Here is a 12,426-nt window from a genome sequence, read left to right on the forward strand (position 1 = left end):
TTAAAACAGGGCTTTCAACTGATCGAGCTTGTTGTTGACGAGCCAGCCATAGTAGTTTTCTTCGGGAAGTTGCGGCGGCTGTCCGGTCGCGGCACGGCCAGCGTTGGTCTTGGCGAGAGCTCGCGCGCGTGCATCAGCGCCGCCCGTATTGTAGAGCGTCGCTGTGATTCCCGGATTTTTTGAAATATCGAAATCCGCCACCCGCCGGTAGACATCGATGGATTCCCTGATGGTTGCCGCCATGTATGGAAGGGTGAAGTCCGGGTCCATGATTGTCTTGTAGACATCCGTGGCGTGGTCTGCATCCAGTTTCGGCAAACCCGAATAGCGATTGACCATGTCCGTCATCTGCAGTGCCGTCAGTGGGCTAAGCTGGCCAAGCCCAAAGGTCTGGCCGGCATAGAAGGGTTGGAAGAACACCGCAGCGAACCGGTTGTCGGGAAAGCGCTTGCCGCCGGCTGTCTTGCCGCGAAAGTCCGATTCCCACACACCTTCGCGGCAGGTCCACAGACGCAGGCTGTCCTTGTACTGCGCGCAGGAGGAAAATTGCGGGCGCTTGATGAAGTCGCCAATGCTTTCACCCTGATAATCAAAGCTAAGCCCTTGCTTCACATAGGATATAGCCTTGACGTAGTAGGTCTGGAGACGGTCATAAGCATCGACATTATAGGTGTGTTCGCCAACGAGCGCGCCAACGATATGAACCGGATCGATGCCATAGGTCCTGGCAACGCTCGATATCTTCGAACGCAGTTTCGGGTCCGATTTCAGCAGGTTGTAGATTTTCTGATACTTCGCTTCATGCGTTGTGTTCAGTTCGCCCGTCCGCTTGATCGAAGCGACGGGAATATTGGGCTGGGTCGCATTGCGATTGCCTTCCGGCACAACGGTCACGGCCGAGGCTGGGTGAAGGGCGGCGGACAGTGAAAGAAGGCAGGTGGTCGCGAAAAGGATCAGATGTCGTTTCATTGTCAGCCCAGAATTTCGATCAAGTCAGATGAACGGTGGCCCGCCCGGGGAGATGCTTAAGCACAACCTCCCTTAACAGGTTCCAGCCGGAGGTGCGCGAAAATAAAAAATGCCCCCTCGGAAGTCGAGGGGGCATCAGTAAATAAGCCCGGAGCGATGCTTATCTGTCACACGGTTAGAGGATGAACCGCGACAGGTCGCTGTTCTTGGCGAGATCGCCGACCGTTTCACGCACATACTTGGCGTCGATGGTATATTCGGCGCCGGCCTTATCAGGGGCGTTGAACGAGATGTCGTCGAGCACACGCTCCATGACCGTCTGCAGGCGGCGTGCGCCGATATTCTCGACCGTTGAATTGAGATCAACGGCAATATCGGCCAGAGCATCGATCGCATCGTCGGTGATTTCAAGCTTCACCTCTTCCGTTGCCAGAAGAGCGATGTACTGCTTGAGCAGACTGGCTTCCGGCTCGGTGAGGATCCGGCGCATGTCATCGCGTGTCAGGGCGCTCAGTTCCACGCGGATCGGCAGACGGCCCTGCAATTCCGGCAGAAGGTCGGATGGCTTGGACACGTGGAAGGCACCGGATGCGATGAACAGGATATGGTCGGTTTTGATCGGACCGTATTTCGTTGCAACGGTTGTGCCTTCGACAAGCGGCAGCAGATCGCGCTGCACGCCTTCGCGCGACACGCCGGCACCCATGCCGCCGTCACGGGCGGCGATCTTGTCGATCTCGTCGAGGAAGACGATGCCGTCATTTTCCGCAGAGCGCAGTGCTTCCTGCGTGATCTGGTCCTGATCGAGCAGCTTGTCGGACTCGTCATTGATCAGAACGCCGTAGGATTCCTTGACCGTCGTCTTGATGGTCTTGGTGCGTCCGCCCATGGCCTTGCCCAGCATGTCGCTCAAATTGAGCACTCCGATATTGGCGCCCGGCATGCCCGGCAGTTCGAAATTGGGCATGCCCGAACCGGTGTCAGCCACTTCGACTTCGATTTCCTTGTCATCGATCAGACCATCGCGCAGTTTCTTGCGGAACGAATCCCGGGTTGCCGGGCTGGCGGTCTTGCCGACAAGGGCATCGAGAACGCGTTCTTCCGCATTGAGGTGGGCTTTCGCCTTGACATCTTCGCGCTTCTTTTCGCGAACGAGGCCAATGGCAACCTCAACCAGATCGCGGATGATCTGTTCAACGTCGCGGCCGACATAACCGACCTCGGTGAATTTGGTGGCTTCCACCTTGATGAACGGCGCGCCGGCCAGACGGGCCAGGCGGCGGGAGATTTCCGTCTTGCCGACGCCGGTGGGTCCGATCATCAGGATGTTCTTGGGCATGACTTCTTCGCGCATCTGGCCTTCGAGCTGCTGGCGGCGCCAGCGGTTGCGCAGGGCAATGGCGACGGCACGTTTTGCGTCCTTCTGGCCGATAATGAACCGGTCGAGTTCAGAGACGATTTCGCGGGGAGAAAAGGTTGTCATCATGGTCTCATTTCATCTGGATTGTCCCGTGCCATCATCATGGCAGGGCCGTAAATGGATGTGCGGGTATCGAAAGGGATAAAACCCGCCTTGGTATAGGCTTTGATCGCGCGCGCATTGGCCGGGTCCGGATCGAGGATCACGCGCGGCACACCTTCGTCGAAGAGCAGGGAAACAAACTCGTCGATCAGGCGTGACCCATGTCCTGCATTGAGCAGATCCGGTTCGCCAATGAACTGATCAAGGCCCAGCGTGCCTGTTGGCTGATCCTGATAGGGATGATCATCTTCCAAATGCGGATCATAGGTTTGCAGGTAGCCGATGGGCCGTTCATCCAGCATGATGATGAATGGCTCGACGGATATGCTGTCCATATGCGCCGCAATGGCGTTGAACTCTTCCTTGGGATCATTGCCCCACCATTGCGCCACGTGCGGCTCAGCCAGCCAACCTGAAATCAGATCCAGATCGGCCGGCTCCAGCGGCCTGAAGCGGTAGGATGGCTCACTCGGCATCGATCGTCTCGAGCGTTACACTCGTATTGGTGAAGATGCAGATATCGGCAGCTATCTCCATGGCTTTGCGGGCAATCTCTTCGGCGGTCTTGTCGGTGTCGACAAGCGCACGCGCGGCTGCCAGGGCATAGTTGCCGCCCGAGCCGATGGCCATGATACCGTGTTCCGGTTCAAGCACGTCGCCATTGCCGGTCAGCGCAAGCGTGATGGATTTGTCGGCCACGAGCATCATCGCTTCGAGGCGGCGCAGATAACGATCGGTACGCCAGTCCTTGGCAAGCTCGACACAGGCGCGCATCAGCTGGTCGGGATACTGTTCCAGCTTGCTTTCAAGCCGTTCGAGCAGGGTGAAGGCATCGGCGGTCGCACCGGCAAATCCGGCAATGACATTGCCTTTGCCGATACGGCGCACTTTGCGCGCATTGCCTTTCATGACCGTATTGCCAAGGCTGACCTGGCCGTCGCCTGCGATAACCACTTTGCCGCCCTTGCGGACCGTGACGATCGTGGTGCCATACATGGTGGAGGGGTTGTGTTCTTGCATTCGATTCTCCTTCAAGCAGGTCCGACTATGCCCCAAATGGCAGCAGATCGAACCCCTTCTGTGCAACTTATGTATGATGCCGCTCTGGAATTGCAAATCTGGAGTTGAACCTGCGCCATCAAAGCATTTGGAGATTCGTCAATCCTGATCTAGAAGGCCAGCATTAATGCCGTTTTTGCGAAACCCAGACGACGGGAAACAGGGATGACCAGTGCCAGCATGCGGACTGCGAAAGTAGAGCGGACCACCAAGGAAACCAGCATTGCCGTTTCGGTCGATCTGGATGGAACGGGCTCGTTTGACATTTCCACCGGAGTGGGTTTTTTTGATCATATGCTGGAACAGCTGTCCCGCCATTCGCTGATCGATATGGACATCAAGGCCAAAGGCGATCTGCATATCGATGATCACCACACGGTCGAAGATACCGGCATTGCCATCGGCCAGGCAATTGCCAGGGCGCTTGGCGAGCGGCGCGGTATCAACCGCTATGCTTCGCTCGACCTTGCCATGGACGAAACACTGACGCGCGCGGCATTGGACGTCTCCGGCCGCCCTTTCCTGGTCTGGCAGGTGCAGTTTTCCGCTCCGAAGATCGGCACATTCGATACGGAGCTGGTGCGCGAATTTTTCCAGGCGCTGGCGCAGAATGCGGGTATCACATTGCATGTGTCCAATCTCTATGGTGCCAACAACCACCATATCGCTGAAACCTGTTTCAAGGCGGTCGCGCGCACCCTGCGCACGGCTATCGAGGCGGACCCGCGCCAGAAGGGCGTCATCCCTTCAACCAAGGGTTCGTTGAACGGCTGAGAAGAAGGGCTGGGATATGACCAGTTATATTGTTTTGGTACCGCCGTTGCAGGACAACCAGCGGCAAGATGACAAGACCGTCTTCATCCGCGACGGTTTTGCACTCATCGCGTTTTTCCTGCCGGTCCCCTGGCTGTTGTTCAATCGCCTGTGGTTCGAAGCGGCTCTGGTGTTTGCGGCTGTTGCAGCCATCTCCATTGTCGGTTCCTATACGGGGCACGGCAGCCTGGCGGAAATCGTCGCAGCGCTGCTTGCCCTGCTGGTGGCATTCGAAGCCAACAATTGGCGGATAAGGGCCCTTGAACGGCGCGGTTTTGATCAGGCTGCGATCATCGATGCGCGCTCTGCTGCCGATGCCGAGACGGCCTATTTCCATAGTGAGGCGTTCGCGGCAGACCCTGAGCCGGTTCTGCCGGCAATCGATCTGGCTGTGCCTTCACCCGTCCCCGCGCCGGGAAAGCCGGTCGCCGGCGGCATGCTTGGGCTTGTCGGTTACCGGGGAGAGCGTTGACCATGCGTGTTGCCATCATAGATTACGGGTCAGGCAATCTCCGCTCTGCCACGAAAGCGTTCGAACGGGCGGCGCGGGAGAGCGGCATCGCCGCCACCATCGATTTGACCGCCGACGCCGAACGGGTCCGTACCGCCGATCGCATTGTTTTACCGGGGGTTGGCGCCTATGCGGATTGCCGCCGTGGGCTGCATGCGGTGCCGGGCATGCCTGAAGCGATCCATGAGGTTGCGGTGGAGAAGGCACGACCGTTTCTCGGCATCTGCGTCGGCATGCAGCTCATGTCATCGCGCGGGCTGGAAAAGACCGTCTCTGCCGGTTTCGACTGGATCAAGGGCGATGTCCGCGAAATGGTCCCGTCCGATCCCACGCTGAAAATTCCGCAGATCGGCTGGAACACTCTTCGGCTCACCAGGCCGCACCCGCTGTTTGACGGAATCAGGACCGGCCCGGATGGGTTGCATGCCTATTTCGTGCATTCCTATTTTCTCGACGCTGAAATCGAGAATGATGTACTGGCAGTGACCGATTACGGCGGGCCGGTAACGGCCGCCGTTGCCAATGACAATATGGCCGGCACGCAGTTTCATCCGGAAAAGAGCCAGGCTCTTGGGCTTGCTCTCATCGCCAATTTTCTGAGGTGGCAGCCATGATTTTGTTTCCCGCGATTGATCTGAAAGATGGCCAGTGCGTGCGGCTGAAGCTCGGTGATATGGAGCAGGCGACCGTTTACAACGAAGATCCGGCCGCACAGGCAAAATCCTTTGAAGATCAAGGGTTTGAATGGCTGCATGTGGTCGATCTGGATGGCGCTTTTGCCGGCCAGTCCGTCAATGGTGCGGCAGTTGAATCCATTCTCAAGGCAACGAAAAATCCCGTTCAGCTCGGCGGCGGCATCCGCACCCTGGACCACATCGAAAACTGGCTGGCCAAGGGGCTTTCCCGCGTCATTCTCGGGACGGTCGCGGTGCGCGACCCGGCGCTCGTGATCGAAGCGTGCAAGAGGTTTCCCGGAAAGGTGGCCGTTGGTATCGATGCCAAGGGCGGCAAAGTGGCTGTTGAGGGCTGGGCCGAAGCCTCCACCCTGGGTGTTGTCGAGTTGGCACGGAAATTCGAAGGGGCAGGGGTCGCGGCAATCATCTACACCGATATTGACCGGGATGGTGTCCTGGCTGGAATAAACTGGGAATCGACGCTGCAACTGGCCGAAGCGGTGTCGATACCGGTGATTGCGTCAGGCGGTCTTGCTTCCATTGCCGATATCGTCCGGATGACCATGCCGGATGCCCGCAAGCTGGAGGGGGCCATTTCCGGCCGGGCGCTTTATGATGGGCGCATCGATCCGCATGAGGCCCTGGCGGTGTTGCGGGAAGCCAGGGAGCGCGCTGCATGACCCTCAAAGCCCGTGTTATTCCCTGTCTCGACGTGAAGGACGGACGTGTCGTCAAAGGCGTGAACTTTGTCGATCTCATCGATGCCGGCGATCCCGTCGAAGCGGCCAGAGCCTATGACGCCGCCGGTGCCGACGAACTTTGCTTCCTCGACATCACGGCCTCGTCCGACAACCGCGAAACCATCTTTGACGTTGTCGCGCGCACGGCCGAACAGTGCTTCATGCCGCTGACCGTCGGCGGCGGTGTGCGCACCGTTGCCGACATCCGCAAGCTGCTGCTTGCCGGCGCGGACAAGGTCTCGATCAATACCGCAGCGGTGAAGAATCCTGAATTCATCGCCGAGGCTGCGGACAAGTTCGGCAACCAGTGCATTGTCGTGGCAATTGACGCCAAAAAAGTATCGAAGCCCGGTGAGACCGATCGCTGGGAGATTTTTACCCATGGCGGCCGGCAGGCAACCGGCATCGACGCGATTGAATTTGCCCGCAAGGTGGTCGATCTCGGTGCCGGCGAAATCCTTCTGACATCGATGGATCGCGACGGATCCAGGATCGGCTATGACATTCCGGTGACCCGGGCCGTCGCCGATGCGGTGCGTGTGCCCGTGATCGCGTCTGGGGGTGTCGGCAATCTCGACCACATGGTCCAAGGCATTCTTGAAGGTCATGCCACCGCCGTGCTCGCCGCATCCATCTTCCATTTTGGCACCTATACGATTGGCGAGGCGAAAGCCCATATGGCCGCGGCCGGCATCCCGATGCGGCTCGACCCCATTCGCCCATTCACTGGAGTTGCGTGATGACAAGCTTCACTCTTGCGGATCTGGAACGGATCGTCGCGCAACGCGCGGCGTCATCGGATACCAAATCCTATACCGCCAGCCTCTATGCCAAGGGCATCGGGAAGGCGAGTCAGAAGCTGGGCGAAGAGGCGGTTGAAACCGTTATCGCTGCCGTATCCGGCGACACGCAAGGTGTTGTTTCGGAAAGCGCCGATTTGCTCTATCATCTTCTTGTTGTTCTTGGACTTTCCGGCGTCAGGCTTGATGACGTCCTGGCGGAGCTCGAACGGCGTACGGCACAGACCGGACTTGAAGAAAAAGCCGCCCGTGGACATGGTTGAGCGCATCCATGTTTAAATCACAGGCGTTTGAACGGCAAAGGGATGGGGACGTCATGGATCAGTTGGCACCCAGCGAATTTTCACCCTACCGGTTTTTCAGCGCGGAGCGCTGGGCGGAGTTTCGTGCCGACACACCGATGACGCTGACCTATGACGAGGTCAAGCGCTTGCGGTCGCTCGGCGACCCCATCGATCTTGATGAGGTGAACCGGATTTACCTCTCGCTGTCGCGGCTTTTGTCGGCCCATGTGGAGGCAAGCCAGCTGCTGTTCTATCAGCGGCGGCAGTTCCTCAACACCGGCGATGCTTTCAAGACGCCGTTCATCATCGGCATTGCCGGCTCGGTGGCCGTGGGAAAATCGACGACGGCCCGCATTCTGAAGGAACTGCTTGCCCGCTGGCCATCGAGCCCCAAGGTCGATCTGGTGACAACGGACGGGTTTCTCTACCCGAACGAGGTTTTGCGCTCAAAGGGCCTGATGGAGCGCAAGGGTTTTCCCGAGAGCTATGATGTCGGCATGCTTTTGCGCTTCCTGTCGCAGATCAAGGCCGGGCAGCGCAATGTCAATGCGCCGCTCTACTCGCATCTGACCTATGATGTGCTGCAGGGCAAATACCAGACCGTTGATGCACCCGACATCCTGATTTTCGAGGGTATCAATGTGCTGCAGGTCCGCGACCTGCCGGAAGACGGCAAGATGGTGCCGTTCGTTTCGGATTTCTTCGACTTCTCGATCTATATCGACGCGGACGAAAACCAGATCCATAAATGGTACATCAACCGTTTCATGCGGTTGCGCGAAACCGCGTTCAAGGATCCCAGCTCCTTCTTCCATCGCTATTCCACGATCTCGGATGATTCGGCTCTCGCCATTGCCGAAAACCTTTGGACCAGCATCAATCTGAAGAACCTGAAGGAAAACATCCTGCCGACCCGGCCGCGCGCTGACCTGATCTTGCGCAAGGGCGGCAATCACCTCATCGAGGAAGTGGCGCTCAGGAAGCTGTGACCCGCCTCAACGTCAGGTTGATCCGGCCCGGGGCTTTCAGCAGCGTCGACGTGCCGGGATAGATCCGGTCAACACCGTGGAAAGCCAGCCGGCCTTCGTCTCCCAGCACGATGACATCGCCGCTTTTCAAGCGGATGGATTGGGTCTTCTCGCTGCGTTGCACGCCGCCGAAGCGGAAGAGGCAGCTGTCTCCAAGGGATATGGAGACAACGGGGGCGGAGAAATTCTGCTCATCGCGGTCCTGATGCAATCCCATCTTCGCCGTTTCGGCGTAAAAATTCACGAGGCAGGCTTCCGGAGCCAGCGGGTAGTTTCCGACCCTCTCCCAGAGGGTCAGCAGGCGTGACGGAATGGCGGGCCAGGGTTTTTGCGTGACAGGGTGAACGGCCTGATAGCGGTAACCCCGTTCCTTGTCCGTTACCCAGCCGAGCGCGCCGCAATTGGTCATCCGCACGCTCATTTCCTTGCCAGTTTTCGGCATGGCGGGAATATAAAGCGGGGCCTCGGCAACGATGGACCTGATTTCGTCCACAAGGGCCGCCTGTTCGGTCAGGTCGAGATAGTCCGGGAAGTAGCGAATGCCGGGCGCAAGCTGGAGCATGACATAACCTGACGGGAGGGAGGCAAAGACCCGGACTTGTGGACAAGCCGGGTCTTTGCATGAAACCGGCGCTATCAGTCGATGGACGGAATACGCAGAACCTGGCCGGGATAAATCTTGTCCGGGCTGGTCAGCATGGGTTTGTTGGCTTCGAAGATCGCAGTGTTCTTCACGCCCTTGCCTTTGCCATAGACCGCTTCCGCGATCTTCCACAAATTGTCGCCGCTCTTGACCGTGTAGAAGACGGGATCCTTGGCCACAGAACCGGTGGTTGTGTTGTCAACGGTCAATGCACCCGTGTCGACTTTGGAAATGCCCAGCGAATTGCCAACGGCAATGATGGCCTTCTCCAGAATTTCCTGGTCGGTAACGCTGCCCTTGAGGATAGCCTTGTCACCTTCGATGACGACGTCAACTTTGTCCGTTCCGAGATTGTGCGAATCGAGCTCTTTCTTCAAATCGCCCGCCTGTGGCTCGTCATTGCCGATGCCGACTTTCTTGCCGACTGATTTAACAAAATCGAATAGTCCCATGTCTGGCTCTCCTTGTTGATTGTTCAAACCGACGAATAGCGTTGTTACATTCCCCATCGATCTTGAAAAGCAAAGAATAACGACAGTCGCTCACGTTCTGTTCCTGACCCTAATCTCCTTTGACCCGTCCACGCATCTTTTTCACATCGGATCGTCCTGCTTTTACTTTGAGACGGCGCTCGACGGATCCCTTTGTCGGCCTGGTTTTCTTGCGCGGCGGCGGTGGCGGTTCTGCCGCTTCGGCGATCAATGCAACCATGCGCTCGCGCGCATCTTCCCGGTTGCGCTCCTGCGTGCGAAAGCGGCTGGCCTCGATAAGCACATCGCCGTCCTTGGTGCCTCTCTGCCCGGCCAGTTTCAGGAGCCGCGCCAGTACATCCTCGGGCAAACCAGCCCGTGCCGCAAAAAAACGCAGCTGCACGGCGGTTGAGACCTTGTTGACGTTCTGGCCGCCGGGACCTGCCGAACGAATAAAACTCTCCTCCAGATCATCCTCATGAATGAAGATCCGGTTGGTGATTTTGATTTGGTTGCGGTTCTCGTCCATAGGGGATTGGTACCCTAATCTTTTCCGGGCGGAAAGGTTCTTTCCAGGCATGGAAAAGCAAAAGGCCCCGCTGGTAAACAGCGGGGCCTCGATTGCGCAATGGGCATTGGATTATTCGGCAGCAACCGGCGTGTGCGGCGCGGCAGCGCGGATATCGCTATCGACGTGGCTTTCAAATTTGCCGAAATTGACGACGAACATGTCAACCAGTTTCTTGGCCTGCAAGTCATAGGCCTGCTTGTCTGCCCAGGTCGAGCGCGGATCGAGAATGGCTTCGTCCACGCCTGGAACAGCCACAGGCACGGCAAAACCGAAGTTCGGATCGGTGCGGAACTCGGCGCCTTTGAGCGAACCGTCGAGCGCTGCGGTCAGAAGCGCGCGGGTTGCCTTGATGGGCATGCGCTTGCCTGTTCCATAGGCGCCGCCGGTCCATCCGGTGTTTACCAGCCAGCAGTCAACGCCGTGTTCGGCGATGAGCTGACGCAGCAGATTGCCATATTCGGAGGGGTGGCGCGGCATGAACGGTGCGCCGAAACAGGTCGAGAAGGTGGCTTCCGGTTCCGTCACACCGCGTTCAGTACCGGCGACCTTTGCGGTGTATCCGGACAGGAAGTGGTACATGGCCTGCGCCGGTGTCAGCTTGGCAATGGGCGGCATGACGCCGAAAGCATCCGCCGTCAGCATGATGATGTTCTTCGGATGGCTTGCCTTGCCGGTCTTGGATGCATTCGGAATGAAATCCAGGGGATAGGCGCAGCGGGTGTTTTCAGTCAGGGAGCCATCGTTGAAATCCGGAACGCGGTTTTCATCAAGCACGACATTTTCGAGCATCGTACCGAAACGCTGCGTCGTTGCGTAGATTTCCGGTTCGGCTTCGGCCGAGAGACGGATTGTCTTGGCATAGCAGCCGCCCTCGAAGTTGAAAACGCCGTGCTCGCCCCAGCCGTGTTCGTCATCGCCGATCAATGTCCGCGACGGATCAGCCGAAAGTGTTGTTTTGCCGGTGCCGGAAAGGCCGAAAAAGACGGCTGTATCGCCAGCCGGACCTTCATTGGCCGAGCAGTGCATGGGCATGACGCCCTTTGCAGGCAGGAGATAGTTCAGCGCGGTGAAAACCGATTTCTTCATTTCGCCGGCATAGGCCGAACCGCCGATGAGAACGATCATCCGCGTCAAGTCGACGGCAATGACCGTTTCCGTGCGTGTTCCATGCCGCTTGGGGTCGGCGCGGAACGACGGCAGGTCGATAATCGTCATCTTGGGCACGAAACTTGCCAGCGCATCGCGATCCGGCCGGATCAGAAGATTGCGGATGAACAGCGAATGCCAGGCGAATTCGGTGATAACGCGGGTGTTCAGGCTGTAATCAGTGTCCGCACCGCCGATGAGGTCCTGGACGAACACTTCCTTGCCTTTGGCATGCTCGGCAAAATCCGCATAAAGCAGGGCGAAAGCTTCCGGGGTCATCGGGGCATTGTTGTCCCACCAGACGTGATTTTCCGTCGATGCATCGCGCACGACAAACTTGTCTTTCGGCGAGCGACCAGTGTGCTGGCCTGTTCTTGCGACCAGCGCTCCCTGTGCTGTCAGCTGCGCTTCGCCGCGCCGCAATGTCTCCTCATAGAGCTCAGCGGCCCCGAAATTATAATAGACCGCCGAAAGCTCCTTCAAGCCTGAGGTGCCGAGCGCGATCGCCGCGTTATGGATACCGGTCTCTCTAGTCATGTGTCCGCCGTTGTTTAAGAAGGTTCAGGGTCGAATTCGGATGTGCCGCCTCATGCATCTTCCAGCATGAATGCGGTTACATCTGGTCAAAAGCAGAAAAAATGAGCAGTATCAAATGTTTAATCGATTTAAAGAATTTAAATTTCTTTTAAATCGTTTTAAATCGGCAAAATCCACAGGGCAGCGCTGCCACTGGTTTCATCCGCGCACAGGACGTGCGACCTATTCTTCGAAACGGCTCGCTGTGTCACGATCGCGGTCGTATCGTTTCGCGAGCGGAAACGGCGGCAACCAGGACTCGCGACGGACGGTCCAGAGTTCATAGGTGGGCTTCAGTTGGTCGGGGGCATCCAGCGAGCCGAGGTTCACTTCGATTTCGTCCGCGGTGCACGCAAAAATGGACGAGCCGCAGCGGGGACAGAAAAACCGCCCGGCGTAGTCGCGCGTTTCACCGTCGATCGTCACCGCATCCCGGGGGAATATCGCCGACGCATGGAAAAGGGCTCCATGATGCTTGCGGCAGTCGAGACAGTGACACAGGCCGACCCGGTACGGGAGCCCTGACGCTACAAACCGAACGTTGCCGCACAGGCAACCACCGGTGAATCGGTCCATGCTGCACCTCCTCTGAAGTCGAGCGGGTGGAATGTTTACGACGA

Annotated in this window: 16 protein-coding genes; 7 read left to right on the forward strand and 9 right to left on the reverse strand. The window is 57.9% G+C overall.

Annotated features, from left to right (window positions below; translation table 11 throughout):
• The 4 genes from J1W56_RS14440 to hslV form a co-directional block, all read right to left on the reverse strand.
• Nucleotides 1-969 (reverse strand): DUF1402 family protein, encoded by a 969-nt coding sequence (locus J1W56_RS14440; RefSeq protein WP_223613956.1) that lies wholly within the window; start codon nt 967-969, stop codon nt 1-3.
• 175 nt (nt 970-1,144) lie between these two features.
• The gene (gene hslU, locus J1W56_RS14445) at nt 1,145-2,452 is read right to left on the reverse strand and encodes an ATP-dependent protease ATPase subunit HslU (RefSeq protein WP_223613957.1); all 1,308 of its coding nucleotides are present in this window, start codon (nt 2,450-2,452) and stop codon (nt 1,145-1,147) included.
• Nucleotides 2,452-2,967 (reverse strand): GNAT family N-acetyltransferase, encoded by a 516-nt coding sequence (locus tag J1W56_RS14450; protein WP_223613958.1) that lies wholly within the window; start codon nt 2,965-2,967, stop codon nt 2,452-2,454. Before J1W56_RS14450 ends, hslU begins: the two co-directional genes overlap by 1 nt.
• A complete protein-coding gene (gene hslV / locus J1W56_RS14455) occupies nt 2,957-3,511 on the reverse strand; it encodes an ATP-dependent protease subunit HslV (RefSeq protein WP_105734132.1) in 555 nt (184 codons plus the stop codon). The genes J1W56_RS14450 and hslV overlap by 11 nt, the downstream gene beginning before the upstream one ends.
• A 204-nt stretch (nt 3,512-3,715) precedes the next feature.
• Between hslV and hisB the strand changes: the two genes are divergently transcribed.
• Genes hisB through coaA form a run of 7 tightly spaced genes read left to right on the forward strand, consistent with a single transcriptional unit; the run spans nt 3,716 to nt 8,361 of the window.
• Nucleotides 3,716-4,324, forward strand: a complete 609-nt coding sequence (gene hisB, locus J1W56_RS14460; RefSeq protein WP_223613959.1) for an imidazoleglycerol-phosphate dehydratase HisB — start codon at nt 3,716-3,718, stop codon at nt 4,322-4,324.
• A gap of 16 nt (nt 4,325-4,340) precedes the next feature.
• Nucleotides 4,341-4,835: a DUF2628 domain-containing protein gene (locus J1W56_RS14465; RefSeq protein ID WP_223613960.1), complete on the forward strand. Its 495-nt coding sequence runs from the start codon at nt 4,341-4,343 to the stop codon at nt 4,833-4,835.
• A 2-nt stretch (nt 4,836-4,837) separates the two neighbouring features.
• Nucleotides 4,838-5,488 (forward strand): imidazole glycerol phosphate synthase subunit HisH, encoded by a 651-nt coding sequence (gene hisH / locus J1W56_RS14470; protein WP_223613961.1) that lies wholly within the window; start codon nt 4,838-4,840, stop codon nt 5,486-5,488.
• A complete protein-coding gene (gene hisA / locus J1W56_RS14475) occupies nt 5,485-6,228 on the forward strand; it encodes a 1-(5-phosphoribosyl)-5-[(5-phosphoribosylamino)methylideneamino]imidazole-4-carboxamide isomerase (RefSeq protein ID WP_223613962.1) in 744 nt (247 codons plus the stop codon). The genes hisH and hisA overlap by 4 nt, the downstream gene beginning before the upstream one ends.
• Nucleotides 6,225-7,028: an imidazole glycerol phosphate synthase subunit HisF gene (hisF, locus tag J1W56_RS14480; RefSeq protein ID WP_223613963.1), complete on the forward strand. Its 804-nt coding sequence runs from the start codon at nt 6,225-6,227 to the stop codon at nt 7,026-7,028. The genes hisA and hisF overlap by 4 nt, the downstream gene beginning before the upstream one ends.
• Complete coding sequence (locus tag J1W56_RS14485; protein ID WP_223613964.1) at nt 7,028-7,351, forward strand: phosphoribosyl-ATP diphosphatase; 324 nt, start codon at nt 7,028-7,030, stop codon at nt 7,349-7,351. The genes hisF and J1W56_RS14485 overlap by 1 nt, the downstream gene beginning before the upstream one ends.
• 53 nt (nt 7,352-7,404) lie before the next feature.
• Complete coding sequence (gene coaA / locus J1W56_RS14490; RefSeq protein WP_105734125.1) at nt 7,405-8,361, forward strand: type I pantothenate kinase; 957 nt, start codon at nt 7,405-7,407, stop codon at nt 8,359-8,361.
• Here coaA and J1W56_RS14495 read toward each other — a convergent pair.
• The 5 genes from J1W56_RS14495 to J1W56_RS14515 all read right to left on the reverse strand — a co-directional run bounded on the left by J1W56_RS14495 (nt 8,348) and on the right by J1W56_RS14515 (nt 12,382).
• Nucleotides 8,348-8,962 (reverse strand): alpha-ketoglutarate-dependent dioxygenase AlkB family protein, encoded by a 615-nt coding sequence (locus J1W56_RS14495; protein ID WP_223613965.1) that lies wholly within the window; start codon nt 8,960-8,962, stop codon nt 8,348-8,350. The two genes, coaA and J1W56_RS14495, sit on opposite strands and share 14 nt — an antisense overlap.
• Before the next feature lie 74 nt (nt 8,963-9,036).
• Nucleotides 9,037-9,495 (reverse strand): peptidoglycan-binding protein LysM, encoded by a 459-nt coding sequence (gene lysM / locus J1W56_RS14500; protein WP_223613966.1) that lies wholly within the window; start codon nt 9,493-9,495, stop codon nt 9,037-9,039.
• Between the two features lie 109 nt (nt 9,496-9,604).
• Entirely contained in the window at nt 9,605-10,042 is a 438-nt protein-coding gene (gene arfB / locus J1W56_RS14505; protein WP_223613967.1) for an alternative ribosome rescue aminoacyl-tRNA hydrolase ArfB, read from the reverse strand.
• A gap of 111 nt (nt 10,043-10,153) precedes the next feature.
• Nucleotides 10,154-11,767: a phosphoenolpyruvate carboxykinase gene (locus J1W56_RS14510; RefSeq protein ID WP_223613968.1), complete on the reverse strand. Its 1,614-nt coding sequence runs from the start codon at nt 11,765-11,767 to the stop codon at nt 10,154-10,156.
• Between the two features lie 222 nt (nt 11,768-11,989).
• Complete coding sequence (locus tag J1W56_RS14515) at nt 11,990-12,382, reverse strand: GFA family protein (RefSeq protein ID WP_223613969.1); 393 nt, start codon at nt 12,380-12,382, stop codon at nt 11,990-11,992.
• Nucleotides 12,383-12,426 lie beyond the last annotated feature (44 nt).

It is taken from the genome of Phyllobacterium calauticae, from assembly GCF_019991125.1.
Lineage (GTDB): Bacteria > Pseudomonadota > Alphaproteobacteria > Rhizobiales > Rhizobiaceae > Phyllobacterium > Phyllobacterium calauticae.

Excerpts from the sequence above, each read along its gene's own strand:
- J1W56_RS14440 (WP_223613956.1), bottom strand. The coding sequence starts at position 969 with ATGAAACGACATCTGATCCTTTTCGCGACCACCTGCCTTCTTTCACTG.
- hslU (WP_223613957.1), bottom strand. The coding sequence starts at position 2,452 with ATGACAACCTTTTCTCCCCGCGAAATCGTCTCTGAACTCGACCGGTTC.
- J1W56_RS14450 (WP_223613958.1), bottom strand. The coding sequence starts at position 2,967 with ATGCCGAGTGAGCCATCCTACCGCTTCAGGCCGCTGGAGCCGGCCGAT.
- hslV (WP_105734132.1), bottom strand. The coding sequence starts at position 3,511 with ATGCAAGAACACAACCCCTCCACCATGTATGGCACCACGATCGTCACG.
- hisB (WP_223613959.1), top strand. The coding sequence starts at position 3,716 with ATGACCAGTGCCAGCATGCGGACTGCGAAAGTAGAGCGGACCACCAAG.
- J1W56_RS14465 (WP_223613960.1), top strand. The coding sequence starts at position 4,341 with ATGACCAGTTATATTGTTTTGGTACCGCCGTTGCAGGACAACCAGCGG.
- hisH (WP_223613961.1), top strand. The coding sequence starts at position 4,838 with ATGCGTGTTGCCATCATAGATTACGGGTCAGGCAATCTCCGCTCTGCC.
- hisA (WP_223613962.1), top strand. The coding sequence starts at position 5,485 with ATGATTTTGTTTCCCGCGATTGATCTGAAAGATGGCCAGTGCGTGCGG.
- hisF (WP_223613963.1), top strand. The coding sequence starts at position 6,225 with ATGACCCTCAAAGCCCGTGTTATTCCCTGTCTCGACGTGAAGGACGGA.
- J1W56_RS14485 (WP_223613964.1), top strand. The coding sequence starts at position 7,028 with ATGACAAGCTTCACTCTTGCGGATCTGGAACGGATCGTCGCGCAACGC.
- coaA (WP_105734125.1), top strand. The coding sequence starts at position 7,405 with ATGGATCAGTTGGCACCCAGCGAATTTTCACCCTACCGGTTTTTCAGC.
- J1W56_RS14495 (WP_223613965.1), bottom strand. The coding sequence starts at position 8,962 with ATGCTCCAGCTTGCGCCCGGCATTCGCTACTTCCCGGACTATCTCGAC.
- lysM (WP_223613966.1), bottom strand. The coding sequence starts at position 9,495 with ATGGGACTATTCGATTTTGTTAAATCAGTCGGCAAGAAAGTCGGCATC.
- arfB (WP_223613967.1), bottom strand. The coding sequence starts at position 10,042 with ATGGACGAGAACCGCAACCAAATCAAAATCACCAACCGGATCTTCATT.
- J1W56_RS14510 (WP_223613968.1), bottom strand. The coding sequence starts at position 11,767 with ATGACTAGAGAGACCGGTATCCATAACGCGGCGATCGCGCTCGGCACC.
- J1W56_RS14515 (WP_223613969.1), bottom strand. The coding sequence starts at position 12,382 with ATGGACCGATTCACCGGTGGTTGCCTGTGCGGCAACGTTCGGTTTGTA.